An 18,251-nucleotide genomic window follows, 5' to 3' on the forward strand; every position below is an offset into this window, starting at 1 on the left:
CCTGTGTTTAAGGATAAGTTAGGGGTGGGGTAGGCGCTTACCGTTGCGAGGGGCCTTGGCAAAGCGTCAGTTCAGCCCGCTGTATGTTGTTGCTGTTGACGTTACGCGCAGCGACAGTTGCTGTTGTCTTTGAAGTGGCCGTAGCCGTGGCGGTTGCTGTTGACGTTCCGCGTAGCGACAGTTGCGGTTGACGTTGACCGCGCAGCGACCGTTGCCGTTGCCGTTGCCGTTGCCGTTGAAATGGCTTTTGCCGTTGCCGTTGCAGTGAATCCCCGTTAGATGGCGACGCGTCGCCAGCGCCTGAAACGGATAAAGAAGCGTCCGCTGTCTGAGCGAAGCGAGTTTCGGACGCTTCCCGTTTCAGGTGCTGGCGGCGCGTGCAGTCCGCGCAGCGGACCGCCATCGTAGGGGTCGCCTTTTTTGCCCCACTTTTTTGGCGAAGCAAAAAAGCGGGTCGGCTGCCGGGCCGAACACCCGGCTACTCCCCACGGCAGTGAAGCCTCAATGTTTCACCCGCCAGCAGACGCAGCATCGGCGTCTTGCGCTGTGGCGCGTTCTCGTAACGTGCAGCCGTCGCAAACTGCAGAAGCGGCTTCGCGACGGTACGCCGGCTGGCGGGTGAAGCGATACGTGTGTCCTGCCGGACGACCTAGCCGGGAGTCCGTCCCGGCGGCCGGGTCACTTCTTTTGCTTCGCCAAAAGAAGTAACCAAGAAAAGGCGACCCCGGAGATGCCGCCCCGCTGCGCGGGGTGCCCACGCCGCTGGCACCGAAATCGGGAAGCGTCCGAAACTCGCTTCGCTCAGACAGCGGACGCTTCTTTATCCGATTTCGGCACCAGCGACGTGGCGTCATCAACGGGGACCCACTGCAACGGCAACGGCAACGGCAACGGCAACGGCAACGGCAACGGCAACGGCAACGGCAACGGCAACGGCAGCTGCAACTGTCGCTACGCGGAAGGTCAACTGCAACGGCAACTGTCGCTACGCGGAACGTCGACAACAACGGTCGCTGCGCGCGGAAACGCCATCTATCCCTGCATCAGGACTTGCCCGCATCCTTCGCCTGGTCGGCGCCGACTTCTACCTCAGCCGGATTCCCGTCATACCCATAACGTGTCGCCTTGGTCGCCGCAGCGATCTGCTCAATCGGAAACTTGGGCGTCCGGTCCGCATAAAGCAACCCGTTGGCTTCCTGGAAGGTATCCGTAAACTGGGTATAGCAGAAACCGCTGAACATCACGGTAGTGTTCACCACCCCCAGCAGCTTGCGGTACTTCTCGGCGAATTCGCTCGACTCGCTCGCCGTGGAATAGCCCCAGGTCGTGCCGGCCTCCTGCTGCGGACGAACGCACGCGATCCCCCCGAATTCGGTCAGCATGATGGGCTGGCCGCGGTGCGGGTAGCCGTCCAGCGTCAGGATGCGTCCGCCGGGACGCCTGCGGTCGAACAGTTCCTGGGTCTTGTCGGAATAGCGGGCGCGGATCTTTTCCGGGCTGGGGTCGTAGTCGTGGATGCCGATGATGTCGGTCGCAGCGGCTTCCCAGCCGTCGTTGCCGATGACGGGGCGGGTGCTGTCGAGCGTGCGGGTCAGGTGGTACAGCGCTTCGACCGCGTTGCGGTGCGACTGGGTCGACATCAGGTTGGGCACGCCCCATGACTCGTTGAACGGGACCCAGACCACGATGCACGGATGGCTGTAGTCGCGGTCGATTACCTCGGTCCATTCGCGCACCATGCGGGTGATGGCCTTGCTGGTGAAGCGGTAGGCCGACGGCATTTCCTCCCATACCATCAGGCCCAGCCGGTCGGCCCAGTACAGGTAGCGCGGGTCCTCGATCTTCTGGTGCTTGCGCACGCCGTTGAAGCCCATTTCCTTGGCCAGCTCGACGTCGCGCCGGAGGGCGTCGTCGGATGGCGCGGTCATCAGGCTGTCTTCCCAGTAGCCCTGGTCCAGCACCAGCCGCAGGTGGTACGGCCGGCCATTGAGCATGAAGCGGTCGCGCGAGATGGCGACCGAGCGCATCGCGGTGTAGGACGTGATCTCGTCCAGCACGACGTCGCCGCGCCGCAGCGTGATCCTGGCGTCGAGCAGCGTCGGCCGCTCCGGGCACCACAGCAGCTCGTTGCGCGAGTCGTCGATGCCGGGGTCGGACAGGCCGATCTTGCGATGCGCCTCATTGCCGATGACCTTGTACAGGTCGGACGCCAGCACTTTTTCGCCGTGCGTGATCTCGACTTCCACCGACAGGTTGTCCTCGGGATCGCCTTCGACGAACACCGAGCAGCCGATCTCGAAATTCTCGAAGTAGGGCGTCCACTGCAGCTTCTGGATGTAGGTGCGCGGCACCCGTTCCATCCAGACCGACTGCCAGATGCCGGTGGTGCGCGGGTACCAGATCGAATGCGCCTCGAGCTGCCAGTCCTGCTTGCCGCGCGGCTTGGCCAGGTCGTGCGGATCGTCTTCCGCATAGACCGTCACGGTCTGCTTTCCCGAAGCGTCGAGCGCGCTGGTGATGTCGGCGGAAAACGGCGAGTGGCCGCCTTCGTGGATGGCCACGCGGTGGCCGTTGACCCAGACCGTCGCGCGGTAGTCCACCGCGCCGAAGTGCAGCATCACGCGGTCGCCGGCGGGCTGGCAATCGAATTCGCGCTGGTACCAGCAGGCCAGGTGGAAGCCGCGGTCGTTGATGCCGCTCTGCGGCGCTTCGGGTGGGAAGGGCACGTTGATCTGGTGCGTCCATTCGACCGGGCGCGTCGTCATGTCGAAGCGCTGCTCGTTGTCGAACGTGAATTTCCACGGCCCGTTAAGCGAGGTCCAGTCAGGGCGTACGAGTTGCGGGCGCGGATAGGCGTCGGCCATGTCTTTCCTTTCAATCAATCGAATAAGGGTTGCGGCTGGTCCGCATCGGCATCGGGCGCGGGCAGCAGCACGCCAGCCAGCTGCAGCAGGCGGTCGTGGTTGTAGCGCTGGGTGACCGCGGTGGCGATGGCGGCCGCACGCGACTTCGCGCACAGCGCCACGCAGGCGCCGCCGAAGCCGGCTCCGGTCAGGCGCGCGCCGTAGACGCCGGCTTCGGCGCGCAGCATGTCGCACAGGGTGTCGAGCGCCGGCACCGACACTTCGTAGTCGTCGCGCAGGCTGGCGTGGGACGCGTTCATCAGCTTGCCGAAGGCGGCCCCGTCGACGCCGTCGGCGATGGCCGCCAGCACCCGCGCGTTCTCGGTGACGACGTGGCGGGCGCGTTTCTGCAGTGTGGCCGGCAGCACGTCCAGCGCGGCAACGTCGGTGACATCCCGCAGCATGGGCACGCCCAGCAGGCGGGCCGCCTCGCGGCATTCGGCGAAGCGTTCGTTGTACTTGCTGGTGGCGAGCGTGCGGGCCACGCCCGAGTCGATCACGATCAGCTCGGTGTCTTTCGGCATCGGCAGCACGCGGCGTTCCAGCGTGCGGGTATCGAGGAACAGCATGTGGCCGGTGTCGGCCAGGCTGGACGCCATCTGGTCCATGATGCCGCATTGCACGCCGGCATAGCGGATCTCGGCGGCCTGCGCATATTGCGCGATCTGCACGTCATCGAGGTCGAGGCGCAGCATTTGGCGCAATGCGCGCAGCACCGCGACTTCCAGCGCGGCGCTGGAGGACAGGCCCGAGCCCATCGGCACGTCGGAATGCACCTTCATGCTCAGCGGCGGCACGTCGATGCCATGGTCGCGCAGCACGCGGATACAGCCGGCGACATAGCGGGCGTAACCGTCGGGCAGGTCGCCGTCGGCGTCGAATTCGGCGTTCTCGTCGAGGTTGCTGGAGTACACGTGGAAACGGCTGTCGATGCTCGGCGCCACCTGCACATGGGTCCGCTGCGGGATGGCGACCGGCAGCACGAAGCCGTCGTTGTAGTCGGTGTGTTCGCCCAGCAGGTTGACGCGTCCCGGCGCGGAAACCTGGATGCCGCCGCCGGCGAAGAAACGGGAAGTGTCGTCGCTCATGCTGCCTCCGGTTCCAGCGGCAGCGCACGCTGCCGCGTTTCGTGGGTGATCGCCGGCCAGGCCGGGTCGAACGTCAGGTTCTCCAGCCCGTCGTCGCGGATCAGAAAGGTGTCTTCCAGCTTGATGCCGGGCAGGCTGGGATTGAAGGCGATCGCCATGCGCGTCGCCAGCGGCTCGCCGGTTGCAGGCGTCGCCACGATCTCGCGGGACAGGTAGCCGCAGATGCCGCCCTGGTGGTGGCGCCGTATGCCATCGGCGAAGCCGTGCTGGCGGTAGGCCTGGTCCAGTGTCGCATAGACGTCCGACAGCGGCACGCCGGGGCGGCAGGCGGCAAGGCCGGCGGCCTCGATTTCCAGCAGCGCCTGCGACGCCGGCTGCGGCGCGGCGCCGTCGAAATGCACGAAGCGGGTCAGGTTGGCGTACAGGCCGTAGCCGCGGGCGCAGAACACCAGCATCGCCCGCTTGCCGAGGCGTTCCCTGGTCGGCGTCGCATGGCGGTATATCGGCAGCCGGCGCTCGTTGGCCACCAGCGTCAGCGTCGGATGCAGGCCGCGGGCCCACAGGGCCTCGGCGCCGGCGCCGGCCAGCTCGAACTCGGTCCAGCCGGGCCGCGCGGCTGTCATCACTTCCGTCATCGCCTGCGCGGCCAGCAGGCCGACTTCGCGGTAGCGGACGATCTCGCTGTCCATCAGGCGGTAGCGCTGCCGGATGAATTCCGCCGGCAGCGGCTGCTCGGCTCCTGCCGGACGGTCCGACAGCACGACGCCGCCCGCGGCCAGATCGCTGGTGAAGCGCCTGCGCACGCCGGCGTCGGCCCAGGGCGCGACCTGCCACTCGTAACCGGTCGGCACTTCCTCGTCCTGCAGCCGCTGCGCCTCGATCTCGTCGGTCAGCACATACGCATGCGTGGCCGTCACCGCGATTTCCGCGACGCCGGTTTCAGCCGCCAGCAGCACGGTGTTGGAGCCGCCCGCGGTGGCCCAGGCAAACCAGTCGGTGCCGCGCAGCCGCAGCATCGAGGCGCCGCTGCTGCGCAGGCAGTCGCGCATGATGCCCAGTTTCTTTTCGATTTCCATACTGCGTTCTTGCATCGTTTCCCGCCTTGTCTCTTTAACCTTGTCTTTAATCCAGGGTGACCTGGACCTGCTGCAGCTCGCGCGCCTTTTCCTCGGGCAGCACGTCCATCGCGAACATGCCGGCGCCCAGCTCGGTGCCGGCCAGGTATTTGAGCCGGTCGCGGCTCCGGTAGGGCGGCGAGAACTCGGCATGCAGGAAGGCTTCCGGATGCGGCTTGCCATCGAGCGGCGCCTGGTACCAGGCCATCAGGTAGGGGAAGGGCCGCTGCCACAGCCCGTCGTACTTGAGCAGCACGGTTTTCAGCGCGCGCGCCAGGTCGGCCCGCTGCGCATCGGACAGCTCATGGAAATAGGCGACCGGCTCGATGGTCGACACCCAGACCTCGTACGGATAACGGGCGCAGGCCGGCACGAAGGCAACCGCATGCTGGCCCTGGTAGACCATGTTCTCGCCGGCCTTCATGTGCTTTTGCACCATGTCGCCCAGCAGCGACTTTCGATGCTGCTCATAGAAGGCCTGCTGCGTCTGCTGCATCCGCGCCGGCACCGGCGGCACGAACGGATACGCGTAGATCTGGCCATGCGGATGGTGCAGCGTCACCCCGACCTCGGCGCCGCGGTTCTCGAACGGCAGCACGTACTGGAGGTCGCCGCGCCTGGCTGCGCGCACCGTGCGGTCGCCCCAGACCTGCAGCAGGAGTTCGATCTGGGGCAGGGGCAGCGCGCCGAGCGAGGCCTTGGGATCGGTGGTGAACACGACGACCTCGCAGAGGCCGTTGCCGGGCGCAGTCTCGACCAGCGCCGGAGGCGGGTCGTGAGCCTCGGCCGATAGCGAAGGGAAGCGGTTCTCGAACACCGCGATCGCATAGTCGCCGGCCGGCAGCTCGGTCGGGTTGGCCGGGTCGACGCACATGGCCAGTGGATTGTATTCAGGGGGCGGCAGGAAGGTGCGCCCCTGGCGGTAGGCCGCATAGGTAATCCACTCGCCGCGCAATGGGTGCCAGCGCAGGTGCGGATTGGCATGCAGCGGGTCGGCGAACGGACTGGGCACCGGGCCGTCGACGCGCACCGGGCCGCCGCAGCCATACAGCGTCATGGCGCGGCCGTCGGGCTTGGTCAGTTCCAGCGTGAACTGCGGTGCTGTGGAATTCTGTTGCGGGCCTTGGTCTTGCTCCAATGTTGTCTCCAGTTACCTAGATAACAGTTTGAGTGCGGGAGTCGAAAAGGATTCAATAAAGAATCGCCCGGCGCAAACTATTTGCGCCGGGCGTGGGATCAGGCGGGGAATGCGTCGGCAAGCCGGGAAAGTCGTGTCACAGGATCACAGGATCACAGGATCACAGGATCACACCGTCCGGCTCACACGCGTGCCGTATCCCTGATGTAGCGCTGCAGCGCGCCTTCCAGGGTGGGCAGGAGCAGGCCGCGTTCGGACGACAGCGCGGTGGCGCTGGCCTGGCCGCCGTCGGCCCGCACCAGCCTGCTGCTGTCGACGCCGGCTTCGCTGGCGGCGCGGGCCGCCAGTTCATGCCAGGAAATGACGCCCTGGTTGGCCAGGTGCCAGACGCCGCCCGAGCGGTCGATCAGCAGGTCCAGCGCCGCATGCACCAGGTCGGGCACATAGGTCGGCGAGACCATTACCGCGTCGCTCGCCTCGACGCGCCGGCCTTCCTTCAGCGCCCTGAGGGTCATGTGGACAAAATTATAAGTGTCCCACGGGCCGAAGAACGCGCTGGTGCGCACCACCAGCGCCTCCGGGAATGCCTGTTTCACCAGCCGTTCGGCGCTGGCCTTGCTGCGGCCGTAGACGCCGGTCGGGCAGACTTCGTCGCTTTCGACGTAGGCACGGCCCAGGGTGCCGTCGAACACCAGGTCGGACGAGAATGCGACGTAATGGGTGCCGGAACGGGCACAGGCGCGGGCCAGCGTCTCGGCGCCATGGGCGTTTTCAAGGAAACAGCGTTCCTGCTCCTTTTCCGCCTGGTCGACGCGCACATAGCCGGCGGCATTGATGACGGCCCACGGCCGCACCCGCTCCAGCGCCGCATCGACCGACTGCGGGTCGGTGATGTCCATGTCGCTGCGGGACAGCAGCACGTGCGGCAGGCCGCGCTGGGTGCAGACGCGGGCGAATGCGCGTCCCAGCGTGCCGGTGGCGCCTGTGATGGCGATCACGCGCGGCCGCTGCACCAGCGCCGGCGAGCGCGGCTCGCGCTGCGGCGGCTGGTAATAGCGGTCATGCCGGTGCCACCATCCGGCCTGGTCCAGCACCGGGTGGCTGAAATCGCCGGTGCGGGCCAGCGCGCCTGCCGCCATCGCCAGCGCGGTCGCACGCGGCGGGTCGCAGCGGACGTCGAATACCCCCGGCTCGTAGAAGCCGTTGCGCTGGGTGAGCAGCGTATTCCAGTCGACGCAGCCGAACAGGGACCAGATGGTGACGGCGCGCAGGTCGACGCCTTCCTCGCGCAGCAGGCAGGCGGCGTCCCAGACTTCCTTCAGCCATCGGAGTTGTTCATCGCGGGTGTTGCCATGGTGGACTTCCGTCACGGCCATCGGCAGCCCGTAGCGTTCCCAGACCTCGCGCAGGCGCGCCAGCGGTCCGGTCGGCCGGCCTTCGAAGTCGATCCGGACCGCTTCGACGTCAGCATAGCGGTCGTGCTGGTTGCCGCTCAGGTGATGTTCGGGGAACAGCTCGTCGCGCTCGTCGAGGTAGCGCTCGCTGGTCAGGTAATGGTTGATGCCGATGATGTCCGGCGGGCATGGCTGCTCGACGAAGAAGGCCAGTTCGTCGGCGCCGATCCCGTTCTTCACGAAGCGGCCGTGCCACGGATGGTCGGGCCCGACGCGCCCGCACAGCAGGTCGAAGCTGAGCCAGCGCCGCTCGTTCTCATGGTCGGCCTGGTATTGCAGCCGCGGCGTACTGAAGGCCTTGCCCATGTCCTCGGTCTGGACCAGTTGCGCGGCCGGGTTGATCCGGCGTATCGCCTGCATCGAGAGCACGGTTGCGCGGCACTGGTTGATCAGCGTGCGCAGGAACGTGGCATCGTCGGCGCCATGCGGGTACCAGTGGCCGTACAGGCCCGAAAAGCGTGCCGTCGTCAGCGGCTCGTTGACCGGGGTGTACTTGTCTATCCAGGGGTAGCGTTCGGCGACGCGGGCCGCATGCTGCGCCAGCAGCTCGGGAAAAGCGAGGTCGGCCAGGTTGGTGTAGCGCGGGCCGCTGCCATGGTGCACGAGGCCGGCGATCGGGCTGATGCCGAGGTCGCGCATCTTCGCCAGCCGCCGGTCGTGCCAGCTCCAGTCGCAACGGTCGGGCGCGTCGGGCGAGATGGTTTCCCACAGCACCGGATAGCGCAGGGTGCGGATGCCAAGGGCGGCGATCTGGTCCAGGTCCTGCTCGCGCTCCCAGTGCCCGGTTTCCCTGGCCTGGTCGCGCACCACATCGCCCACTCGTGCAACTGTGCATTCAATGCCGCCCCAGAGTTCGGGCGGCCCCGGCTGCCGCCGGGCATTGCTCGACATCGTCATACGTGCATCCTCAACATCGCGGGTAGCCGCAGGCCGGAGCCAGGCGCCATCCCGGGCTCGCGCCTGGCAAAACCATGGCCCGGACTTAAAGCCGCTTTTCCATAGGACGGCGGCGCGAGCGATGGGGCCATCACTCGCTCAGGCCCAGTGCCCTTTTCTTCGGCCGCAGCGCCTGCACTGCCTGGGCCGCCTTGCGCCCGGCCAGGAAGGCATGGTCGGAGTTGTAGTACTCCCATTCGCTGTACCGGCCGGCCAGCACGATGTCATGCTGCGCCATCCAGTCGCGTATCAGCGCGACATTCTTCGCGCGGGCATGGTCGTACAGCACATACGCGTAGGGCATATCGACCAGACTGGACGTCAGCAGCGTGTCCTCTGCCGTCAGCAGCCCGACCTTGACCAGATCGGCCATGCAGCGCGCCACCAGCGCGTCGCCGTCTGCCGGCAGCGGCTTGTGCTCGGAGTACGAGATTTCGCAGGTCAGGCCGAAGCCGCCGGGCGGATTGCAATGCGGGCTGGCGTTGCCCTGTACGAAGATGCGGTGGAAAATGCTGTCTTCCGGATAGTAGATCCAGTGCTTGTCCGTGATGTTTTCACGGGCAATGCCCAGGTTCACGCAGCGTATCGAGATATGGCGCAGGCCGGCCGCGGCCGCATGCACTTCCGCCGGCGCGTTGGCGCCGATCAGCTTTACCAGTTCCGGCAGCGGCATGGTGCTGACCAGCTGGTCGTACTGGAAGCGACGGCCGTCGGCAAGCGCCAGCATCTTATCCTGCGGCAGCAGTTCGACCACCTTGGCGCCGGTCTCGACCGCGCCCTTGATATGCGGCAGGAATCCCTTCATCAGCGCTTCGAAACCGCCTTTCAGCGGATAGCCGAAGCGGGCGTTCGGGCCCATGGGCTTGGCCACCGGCTCGAGCGCGCCTTCGATGATTTCATTCAGGTCGGGCAGGGGCACGCGTCCGCCCAGCCACGAGGTTTCCATCTCGGTCAGGGGCACGGTCCACAGCTTGCGGTTGTAAGGCACCGCGAAATGCTTGGCGATACCGGCGCCCCACACCTTGTAGATGAATTCCTCGAAGTTGCGCGGCGCCTGTCCCTGCAGCGCAACCGCGCCGGGCGACGAAGCGGCGGTGACCGCAGCCGTCGTGGAGGAAGGAAGCGCAGCGCCATCCGCGCAGCAGTCTTCCAGGTCCTTCACGTCGCCGGTGGCGACAGTGCAGTTGGCCGCGCTGGAAGTCGTGTCGGGCTGGCGGCTGCTGCCATAGCGGGCTTCAACGGCGCCGCTGATGCATTCGGCGATGACCTTGGGCGGCAGGCCATAGAGCGCGCCCTGGAACGGATAGCGGGTGTGCACGCCCTTGCTGTAGACCCAGGCTTCGCGGTTCTGCCAGTGCAGGTTATCGCCGAGCAGCGTCTGGTACAGCTCGAGCACGTACGGGTCGTTGGAAAACATGATGTGGCCGGCATAGTCGAAGGTAAAGCCCTTGTCTTCGATCGAGCGGCACCATCCGCCGACGGTTGCATTGCGCTCCAGCAGCAGGGTGTCCTGGTCCAGGTGATAGGCGGCCGACAGGCCGGTCGGCCCGGCGCCGATCACAACCGTGCTGTAGCTGCGCGCAGGCTGCTGGCTGTAAAGCTGGTTGACATTGCGGGCCGCTGCCGGCGCGGCGCTGGCCGTGGCGGCGGCGCGTTCGCGCACGGTCTGCTCCATCGCGTTCATCAGGTCGCGCATCGCGATCGCGGTGGCATCCCACGAGGTGCGGGTCAGCTTGTCGCGCATCTGCCCGATTTTTTGCGCGCGTTCTTCCGGCGAGAGCAGCAATGCCTCTTCGCACGCGGCAATGAATGCTTCGGGCGTGTCCGCAATCGCGACCACGTCGCTGTGCAGGTCCACCACGTCGCGCACCGGCGTGCTGACGATGGGCAGTTCGGCCGCCATGTATTCGAGCGACTTGGTCGGGCTGATGAAGCGCGTCGACTCGTTCATCGCGAACGGCATCAGGCACACATCCCAGCCTGCCAGCAGCTGCGGCAGCGCTTCATAGGATTGCTGGCCAAGGTAATGGATATTTTCATGGCGCGGCAGCGTCGCCGGGTCGATCTTGACCACCGGTCCCACCAGCACGATCTGCCATTGCGGATGCGCCTGCGCGACCTTGCCTATCAGTTCGGTGTCGAAACGTTCGTCGATCACGCCGTAGAAGCCAAGGCGCGGACCGGGAATATCGCGGTGCGCCGGATGCGCATTGGCCCGGTCCAGCGCCTGCGCGAAATGCTGCACGTCGACGCTGCTCGGGAAGCAGTGCACATTCGGATGGCGATCTTTTTTCGCGTTGTACAGGCTGGGGCCGCCGGTAAAGACGATCTCGGCGCGCTTGAGCAGGGAATTCTCCCGCTGCAGCAGCTGGCGCGGCGGGTTCTTGAACGCGGCCAGTTCATCCATGCAGTCGTACACGACCAGGCTGGCCGGCAGTTCCTGCAGCAGCGGCAATGCCATCGGGGTGTAAAACCAGACGATGTATTCCTCGCCGTCGCGCACCAGTTCGCGCACCATCTTCTTCAGATAGGGCAGGTGGTCGTCATGGAAGCCCGGCATGTCGACTGGCGTATGCGGCTTGCAGACGGTGATGTTCGGATGAGGACTGTAGCTCTCGAGAGCGCCTTCGCCGGGGCGGAAACTGGGCTCTTCGAAGAAACAGATCTTGTAATGTTCAGCCAGGCGGGAAAGCAGATGCTGGGGCCGTTGATAGACAAAATCCCAGCGTAGGTGGGAAAACACTAATATAGTCGGCATGCTATCTCCTGGTTGGCACGTGCAGCGCTGCAAAAAGGCAATGCGTCGCCAGGCGTCGTTGCTTATCGCGGACGCAGTGACAGGTAAGCGCCAGACGCAGGAGGCCGGTCGGATGACAGGCCATTCCATTAAGGCGGGAGCGGTCACGAGGAGAAAGGGTGGGAATAACTCCGACCCTTGCTAGAACCGGCTCGCATTGCAACGGTATTCGTGCGAGGAGCTTACAAGAATGTCAATTTTTGCACTATCGGACATCGCCCCATGCCCTTGTAGGAAAGCAGGAGCATGCATCCTGTAAATAATATGCAGCGGCAGCGTGCTTGGCTCCGGCGCAATGCCCGACGGCGCGACCTGTGGCATAGTCATCCGGATTGACGCATAGCATAGACAGATCATGGACAGCATAGACCTCGAAGTACTCAAGACCTGCGAACAGTGGATCAGCCAGGGACGCCGGTGCGAACTGGTCACGGTCATACGCACCTGGGGTTCCAGCCCCAGGCCGGAGGGCGCGACGCTGGCTGTCAATGAAGACGGACAGGTCATCGGCTCGGTGTCCGGCGGCTGCGTCGAGGACGACCTGATTGCCCGGGTCCGCGAACAGGGCATCGTCCACACCCATCCGGAGATCGTCACCTATGGCATCACTGCCGATGAAGCGCACCGCTTCGGCCTGCCATGCGGCGGAACCATACAGCTTGCCATCGAGCCGCTGTCGGCGCGCAGCAGGATAGGCGAACTGCTGACCCTGCTGTCGCAGCATCAGCTGGTGGCGCGCCGGCTCGACCTGGCCAGCGGCGAGGTATCGCTGGGGCCGGCCGGCGCCGGCATGGCGATGCAGGTGTCGGAAGCGGCGCTGACGACCATACACGGCCCGCGCTGGCGGCTGCTGATCATCGGCGCCGGGCAGCTGTCGGGCTTCCTCGCGCAGATCGCCATCGGCATGGAATACCAGGTGACGGTATGCGACCCGCGCGAGGAGTACCGCGGCAGCTGGCAGGTTCCCGGCGTGGAGGTCGTTCACGAGATGCCGGACGACCAGGTCATCGCGATGCAGCTCGACGCCCGCAGTGCGGTCGTTGCGCTGACCCACGATCCCAAGCTGGACGACCTGGCGCTGATGGAAGCGCTGAAGTCGCCGGCCTTCTATGTCGGCGCGATCGGCTCGCGCGCCAACAATGCGAAGCGGCGCGAGCGGCTCAAGCTGTTCGACGTGACCGACGACGAGCTGGCGCGGCTGCATGGCCCGGTCGGCCTCTACATCGGCAGCAAGACGCCGGCCGAGATCGCCATTTCCATCCTGGCCGAACTGACGGCGGCGAAAAATGGCGTGGCGCTGCCGGCGGAAGTCAGCGTCGGCAATGCCAAGCGGGCCGCGCAGCAGCTTGCCAGCGAGCCTTCGTGCGGGCTGGCCGACTGACGCTTCGATATCGCGGCTCCCCGATTATGCCGCTGCCGGCATGCTGTGTTCCGGAATCCGGGCTTCCATGAACGCATGTTCGTCCCCATCATTGCAGCATGGAAGACCACTGCATAAAGGACAGCACATGAGCAGCAAGACCATCAGGCGGCAGCATGACGCCTATCGCGACGACATCGGCGACCTCGTCACCCGCCGTCCCCTGCCGGGACCTGGCATCGACCAGCTCGACCCTTTCCTGTTCCTGAACCATCACGGCCCGCAAGTCTATGGACCGCGTAACCGCGGCCTGCCTTTCGGCCCGCATCCGCATCGCGGCTTCGAGACGGTGACCTTCATCCTGCAAGGCTCGCTCGCGCATCGGGACAGCGGCGGCCACGAGTCGGTGATCAATGAGGGCGGCGTGCAGTGGATGACCGCCGGCAGCGGCCTGGTGCATGCCGAGGTGTCGCCCGCATCCTTCCTGGAGAGCGGCGGCCCGCTGGAGATACTGCAGCTGTGGGTCAACCTGCCGTCGCGTTTGAAGATGACCGCGCCGCGTTATACCGGCCTGCAGAAGGACGCGATACCGGCGCTGCCCACGCCCGACGGGCGCGGCACGGTCAACCTGATCGCCGGCGACTGGGGCGGCCGCTCCGGGCCGTTCGCATCGCTGACCGGGGTCTTCATGAGCACCGTGAACCTGCGAGACGGCGGCGCGGTCAGCTTCCCCGGCGTGGGAGGCCGCAATGTCTTCCTGTATGTCGTGAGCGGTTCGGTCCGTGTCGGCGGCGACGTCGCGCAGCAGCACCGGCTGATCGAGCTGAGCGATGCTGGCGACAGCGTGGACATCACTGCCGATGCCGACACGGTTCTGCTGTTCGGGCATGCGCAGCCCATCGGCGAGCCGGTCGTGTCGCACGGGCCGTTCGTGATGAACACCCGGGAAGAGATACAGCAGGCAGCGCGGGACTACATGGACGGGAAGTTCGGCGGGCTGCCGCAGTAGGCGGGCGATCGGTTCCCGTTCAGCCATGCGCCGTTCTTCGGGCGCATGGCGCGCATTGCGGCGGCTGCCAGGCGGTCCCGCCGCCGGACGACGCAGCGCCGGTGCGCCCGGCAATGCGCCCTGCATGACCGTGCAACTCGACTGCACAAAGGGTCTTGCCATCAAAAAAGTTATGTTAAGGTTTCATGTGGCCGAACCTTGGCGCTTCAACAATTCATAAAAACCCTGCCTGCCGCGCAATGACGTGGCCAGCGCAGCGTGCTTCAGGAGACTGCATGAAAACCGGATTGAAAAAAATCGCCGCGCTCGTCGGCATTGCCACCTTCGGCATGATGGCCATGAGCGGCAGCGCCTGGGCGCAGGCGCTTGAGAAACAGAAGGTGTCGATCGCCGTTGGCGGCAAGAACCTGTTCTATTACCTGCCGCTGACCATCGCCGAGCAGCAGGGCTACTTCAAGGACGAGGGCCTCCAGGTCGAGATCAGCGACTTCGCCGGCGGCGCCAAGGCGTTGCAGGCGCTGGTCGGCGGCAGCGCCGACGTGGTGTCGGGCGCCTATGAGCATACGATCAACATGCAGTCCAAGGGCCAGATGATCACCGCCTTCGTGCTGCAGGGCAGGGCGCCGCAGATCGTGTTCGGCGTATCGACCAAGACCATGCCCAACTTCAAGTCGATCGCCGACCTGAAGGGCAAGAAGATCGGCGTCACCGCGCCCGGCTCGTCGACCAACATCGTCGCCAACTTCGTGCTGGCCAAGGGCGGGCTGAAGCCGTCCGATGTCTCGTTCATCGGTGTCGGCACCGCCGCCGGCGCGCTGTCGGCGATGCGCTCCGGGCAGATCGACGCCATCTCCAACCTCGATCCGGTGGTGACGATGCTGGAAGAGAAAAAGGACATCAAGGTCATCGCCGACACCCGCACGCTGAAGGACACCAACGACCTGTTCGGCGGCCCGATGCCTGCCGCGACGCTGTACACCACCGAGGCGTTCCTGAAAAAGAACCCGAACACCTCGCAGGCGCTGACCAACGCGATGGTGCGGGCGCTGAAATGGCTGCAGACTGCCGGCCCGTCCGACATCATCAAGGTGGTGCCGGAAAGCTACCAGCTGGGCGACCGCGCGCTTTACCTGGCGACCTTCACCAAGGTGCGCGAGGCCCTGTCGCCGGATGGCCGCTTCCCCGAGGCCGGCCCGCAGACTGCGCTTAAGACGCTGCAGGCCTTCGAGCCTGACCTTGCCGGCAAGCCCATCGATCTCAGCAAGACCTTCACGAACGAACTGGTGAAGAATGCAAACGCAAAGTTCAAGTAAGGCCCAGGCCGCGCCGGCGCTTTGGCTGGACAATATCAGCTGTACCTTCATTTCCAAGGACGACCGGTCGCAGCGCTATACCGCGGTCGCCGACACCACCCTCGCCATCGCGCCCGGCGAATTCGTGTCGGTGGTCGGGCCGACGGGCTGCGGCAAATCGACGCTGCTCAATGTCGGCGCCGGCCTGCTGACGCCCTCGACCGGCAACGTGCGCGTGTTCGGCGAACCGCTGGAAGGCGTCAACCGCCGCGCCGGCTACATGTTCCAGTCCGAGGCGCTGATGCCCTGGCGCAGCGCGCTGCAGAATGTGATTGCCGGGCTGCAGTTTCGCGGCATGGAAGATGGCGCCGCACGCCAGCTCGGCGAGGAATGGCTGGCGCGGGTCGGGCTGCAGGGATTCGGCGACCGGTATCCACACCAGATGTCGGGCGGCATGCGCAAGCGCGTGGCGCTGGCGCAGACCCTCATCCTGGACCCGGACATCATCCTGATGGACGAGCCGTTTTCCGCGCTCGACATCCAGACCCGGCAGCTGATGGAGAACGAGGTGCTGGAGCTGTGGAGCGCGAAGAAGAAGGCGGTGCTGTTCATCACGCATGACCTCGACGAGGCGATCGCAATGTCCGACCGGGTCGTGGTGCTGTCGGCCGGCCCGGCCACCCATCCCATCGGCGAGTTCATCATCGACCTGCCACGGCCGCGCGACGTGGCCGAGATACGCGCGCATCCGCGCTTCGTCGAACTGCACAGCCAGATCTGGGGCGTGCTGCGCGACGAAGTGCTGAAGGGCTACCAGCAACAAAAGAAACTGGCATGAGCATGTGGAAAGCATTGAAACCGAGTCACAGGAATATGCGCGTCTGGCAGGCGCTGGTGCTGGTGGTGGTACTGCTGGGATGGCATCTTGCCACGCGCAATCCGCAGGCCGCCTTCTTCTTCGGCGAGCCGCTGAAGGTCGCGGTGCGGATCTGGCAATGGTTCACGGTCGGCGCCGGCACGCTTGAAGTCGGCACCGGCGAGACCACCTGGTTCACCATCAACTTCCCCGCCGAGATCTATCCGCACCTGCTGGTGACGCTGACCGAGACGCTGCTGGCCTTCGTCATCGGCACCGCGCTGGCGCTGGTGGTGGGCCTGTGGCTTGCGTTGTCGCCGCTGGCCTCGGCCATCCTCGACCCTTACATCAAGGCCGCCAACTCGATGCCGCGCGTGATCCTCGCGCCCATCTTCGCAATGTGGTTCGGCCTGGGCATCTGGTCCAAGGTGGCGCTGGCAGTGACGCTGGTGTTCTTCATCGTCTTCTTCAACGTCTACCAGGGCGTCAAGGAAGTCAGCCCGGTGGTGCTGGCCAATGCCCGCATGCTGGGCGCCAATGCCCGCCAGCTGCTGCGCTCGGTCTATCTGCCGTCGGCCACGTCATGGGTGTTTTCCAGCCTGCACACCTCGGTCGGCCTGGCCTTTGTCGGCGCCATCGTCGGCGAGTACCTGGGCTCGGCCCGTGGCGTCGGCTACCTGATCCTGCAGGCCGAGGGCACGTTCGACATCAATACCGTGTTCGCCGGCATCGTGGTGCTGACGCTGTTTGCGCTGGTGCTCGACGGACTGGTCGGCCTCGCTGAAAAGCGGCTGATGAAGTGGCAGCCGAAGTCGGGGGAGACCGAGAAGCTGTAAGCGTCGGACGAGGCCGCTGCCGTTCAGCGCGGCAGCGGCGCGATTTCCTCCAGCGGCCTGCGCTCGGCATCGACCGCGTGGCTGCGCACCAGCAGCCCGGCCAGGATGGCGAGCACAGCGCCTGCCGCATAACCCATCGCCACGTTGGCGCGGTCGCCGCTGGCAATCAGCCAGCCGAACAGCACCGGCGCGATGAAGCCGCCGGTGCCCGTGCCTATCGCATAGAAGATCGAGATGGCCAGCGCCCGCATCTGCATCGGGAATACCTCGCTGGCGGTCAGGTAGGCCGAACTCGCGGCGGCCGAGGCAACGAAGAACACCACGCTCCAGCACAGCGCCTGCGTGAAGGCCGTCAGCCAGCCCTGCATGAAGGCCCAGCCGGTCAGCGCCAGGCCGATCCCGCTCAGGATATAGGTCAGCGAGATCATCCTCCGCCTGCCGACGCTGTCGAACAGCGGGCCGAGCAGCACCGGGCCCAGCACGTTGCCGAGCGCGAACGGGAAGATGTACAGCGCGACGCGGTTGTCCGGCACCTGGTAGAAACGGGTCAGCACCAGCGCATAGGTGAAGAAGATGGCGTTGTAGACGAACGCCTGCGCGACCATCATCGACAGCACCACCACGCTGCGCATCCGGTAGTGCCGCAGCAGCACGGCAGCGACCTGGCGCAGGCCGGGCATGCCCTCGCCATGCGCATGTCCGCCGCTGTGCACCGGTTCCAGCGCGCCATGCTCCCGCTCGACCTCCGCCTCGATCTGCGCGACGATGCGTTCGGCTTCCTCCTTCCTGCCGTGCATCAGCAGCCAGCGCGGGCTTTCCGGCACATGGCGCCGCACCAGCACGATCGCCAGCGCCATCACGCCGCCGGCGATGAAGCAGGCGCGCCAGCCCAGCGCCGGTCCCAGCACACGCGGGTCGAGGACGACGAGGCTGAGGCCTGCGCCCAGTGCGGCGCCTATCCAGAAACTGCCATTGATCAGCAGGTTGACCCGGCCGCGCACCCGCGCCGGGATCAGTTCGTCGATGGCGGAATTGATCGCCGCATATTCGCCGCCTATGCCCAGCCCGGTGATGAAGCGGCAGATCGACAGGAAGACGAAGCCGGTGGAAAAGGCGGTCGCCAGCGTCGCCAGCATGTAGACGGCCAGCGTGATCATGAACAGCCGCTTGCGGCCGAGCCTGTCGGTCAGCCGGCCGAACACCAGCGCACCCAGCACCGCCCCGGCGATGTAGACCGAGCCGGTCCAGCCCACCTGCGCCGCGCTGAGCGCCAGCGTGTCGCTGCGTTCGAGGATGCCGCCGATCGAGCCGATCAACGTCACTTCCAGCCCGTCGAGCACCCAGGCAATGCCCAGCGCCATGACGACTCGCCAATGCCAGCGCGACCACGGCAGTCGGTCGATGCGGGCCGGTATGTTGCTCACGCTGCGGTCCATCTCATGCTCCTCCTTGCGCTTGCCCACGCAG

At 65.9% G+C, this 18,251-nt stretch carries 12 protein-coding genes; 5 read left to right on the plus strand and 7 right to left on the minus strand.

Features of this window, described 5'->3' with window-relative positions:
* Positions 1–1,043 precede the first annotated feature (1,043 nt).
* From QOL82_RS01195 to QOL82_RS01220, 6 genes are all read right to left on the minus strand, one after another.
* Positions 1,044–2,864, minus strand: coding sequence for a glycoside hydrolase family 2 protein (locus QOL82_RS01195; protein WP_283440391.1), 1,821 nt, complete (start codon positions 2,862–2,864; stop codon positions 1,044–1,046).
* A gap of 14 nt (positions 2,865–2,878) precedes the next feature.
* Complete coding sequence (galK, locus tag QOL82_RS01200) at positions 2,879–3,991, minus strand: galactokinase (protein WP_283440392.1); 1,113 nt, start codon at positions 3,989–3,991, stop codon at positions 2,879–2,881.
* Positions 3,988–5,082, minus strand: a complete 1,095-nt coding sequence (locus QOL82_RS01205; protein WP_283440393.1) for a M24 family metallopeptidase — start codon at positions 5,080–5,082, stop codon at positions 3,988–3,990. Before QOL82_RS01205 ends, galK begins: the two co-directional genes overlap by 4 nt.
* Positions 5,083–5,113: 31 nt before the next feature.
* Positions 5,114–6,244 carry a galactose-1-phosphate uridylyltransferase gene (gene galT / locus QOL82_RS01210; RefSeq protein WP_283440394.1) on the minus strand — a complete coding sequence of 377 codons (1,131 nt, stop codon included), beginning with the start codon at positions 6,242–6,244 and terminating at the stop codon, positions 5,114–5,116.
* Between the two features lie 182 nt (positions 6,245–6,426).
* Entirely contained in the window at positions 6,427–8,595 is a 2,169-nt protein-coding gene (locus QOL82_RS01215; RefSeq protein WP_283440395.1) for a family 1 glycosylhydrolase, read from the minus strand.
* Between the two features lie 130 nt (positions 8,596–8,725).
* Entirely contained in the window at positions 8,726–11,392 is a 2,667-nt protein-coding gene (locus QOL82_RS01220) for an FAD-dependent oxidoreductase (RefSeq protein WP_283440396.1), read from the minus strand.
* Positions 11,393–11,786: 394 nt separating this feature from the next.
* Here QOL82_RS01220 and QOL82_RS01225 point away from each other — a divergent pair, with 394 nt between their 5' ends.
* From QOL82_RS01225 to QOL82_RS01245, 5 genes are all read left to right on the plus strand, one after another.
* Positions 11,787–12,812 carry an XdhC family protein gene (locus QOL82_RS01225; protein ID WP_283440397.1) on the plus strand — a complete coding sequence of 342 codons (1,026 nt, stop codon included), beginning with the start codon at positions 11,787–11,789 and terminating at the stop codon, positions 12,810–12,812.
* 127 nt (positions 12,813–12,939) lie between these two features.
* Positions 12,940–13,800, plus strand: coding sequence for a pirin family protein (locus tag QOL82_RS01230; protein ID WP_283440398.1), 861 nt, complete (start codon positions 12,940–12,942; stop codon positions 13,798–13,800).
* Between the two features lie 329 nt (positions 13,801–14,129).
* Complete coding sequence (locus tag QOL82_RS01235; RefSeq protein WP_283440797.1) at positions 14,130–15,113, plus strand: ABC transporter substrate-binding protein; 984 nt, start codon at positions 14,130–14,132, stop codon at positions 15,111–15,113.
* The gene (locus QOL82_RS01240) at positions 15,091–15,930 is read left to right on the plus strand and encodes an ABC transporter ATP-binding protein (protein WP_283440399.1); all 840 of its coding nucleotides are present in this window, start codon (positions 15,091–15,093) and stop codon (positions 15,928–15,930) included. The genes QOL82_RS01235 and QOL82_RS01240 overlap by 23 nt, the downstream gene beginning before the upstream one ends.
* 2 nt (positions 15,931–15,932) lie before the next feature.
* Entirely contained in the window at positions 15,933–16,784 is an 852-nt protein-coding gene (locus tag QOL82_RS01245; protein WP_283440798.1) for an ABC transporter permease, read from the plus strand.
* Positions 16,785–16,807: 23 nt separating this feature from the next.
* Here the strand turns inward: QOL82_RS01245 and QOL82_RS01250 are convergent, their stop codons facing one another.
* Positions 16,808–18,220 (minus strand): MFS transporter, encoded by a 1,413-nt coding sequence (locus tag QOL82_RS01250; protein ID WP_283440400.1) that lies wholly within the window; start codon positions 18,218–18,220, stop codon positions 16,808–16,810.
* Between the last annotated feature and the right edge of the window lie 31 nt (positions 18,221–18,251).

The organism is Noviherbaspirillum suwonense, from assembly GCF_900182955.1.
GTDB classification, from domain to species: Bacteria; Pseudomonadota; Gammaproteobacteria; order Burkholderiales; family Burkholderiaceae_D; genus Noviherbaspirillum_A; species Noviherbaspirillum_A suwonense.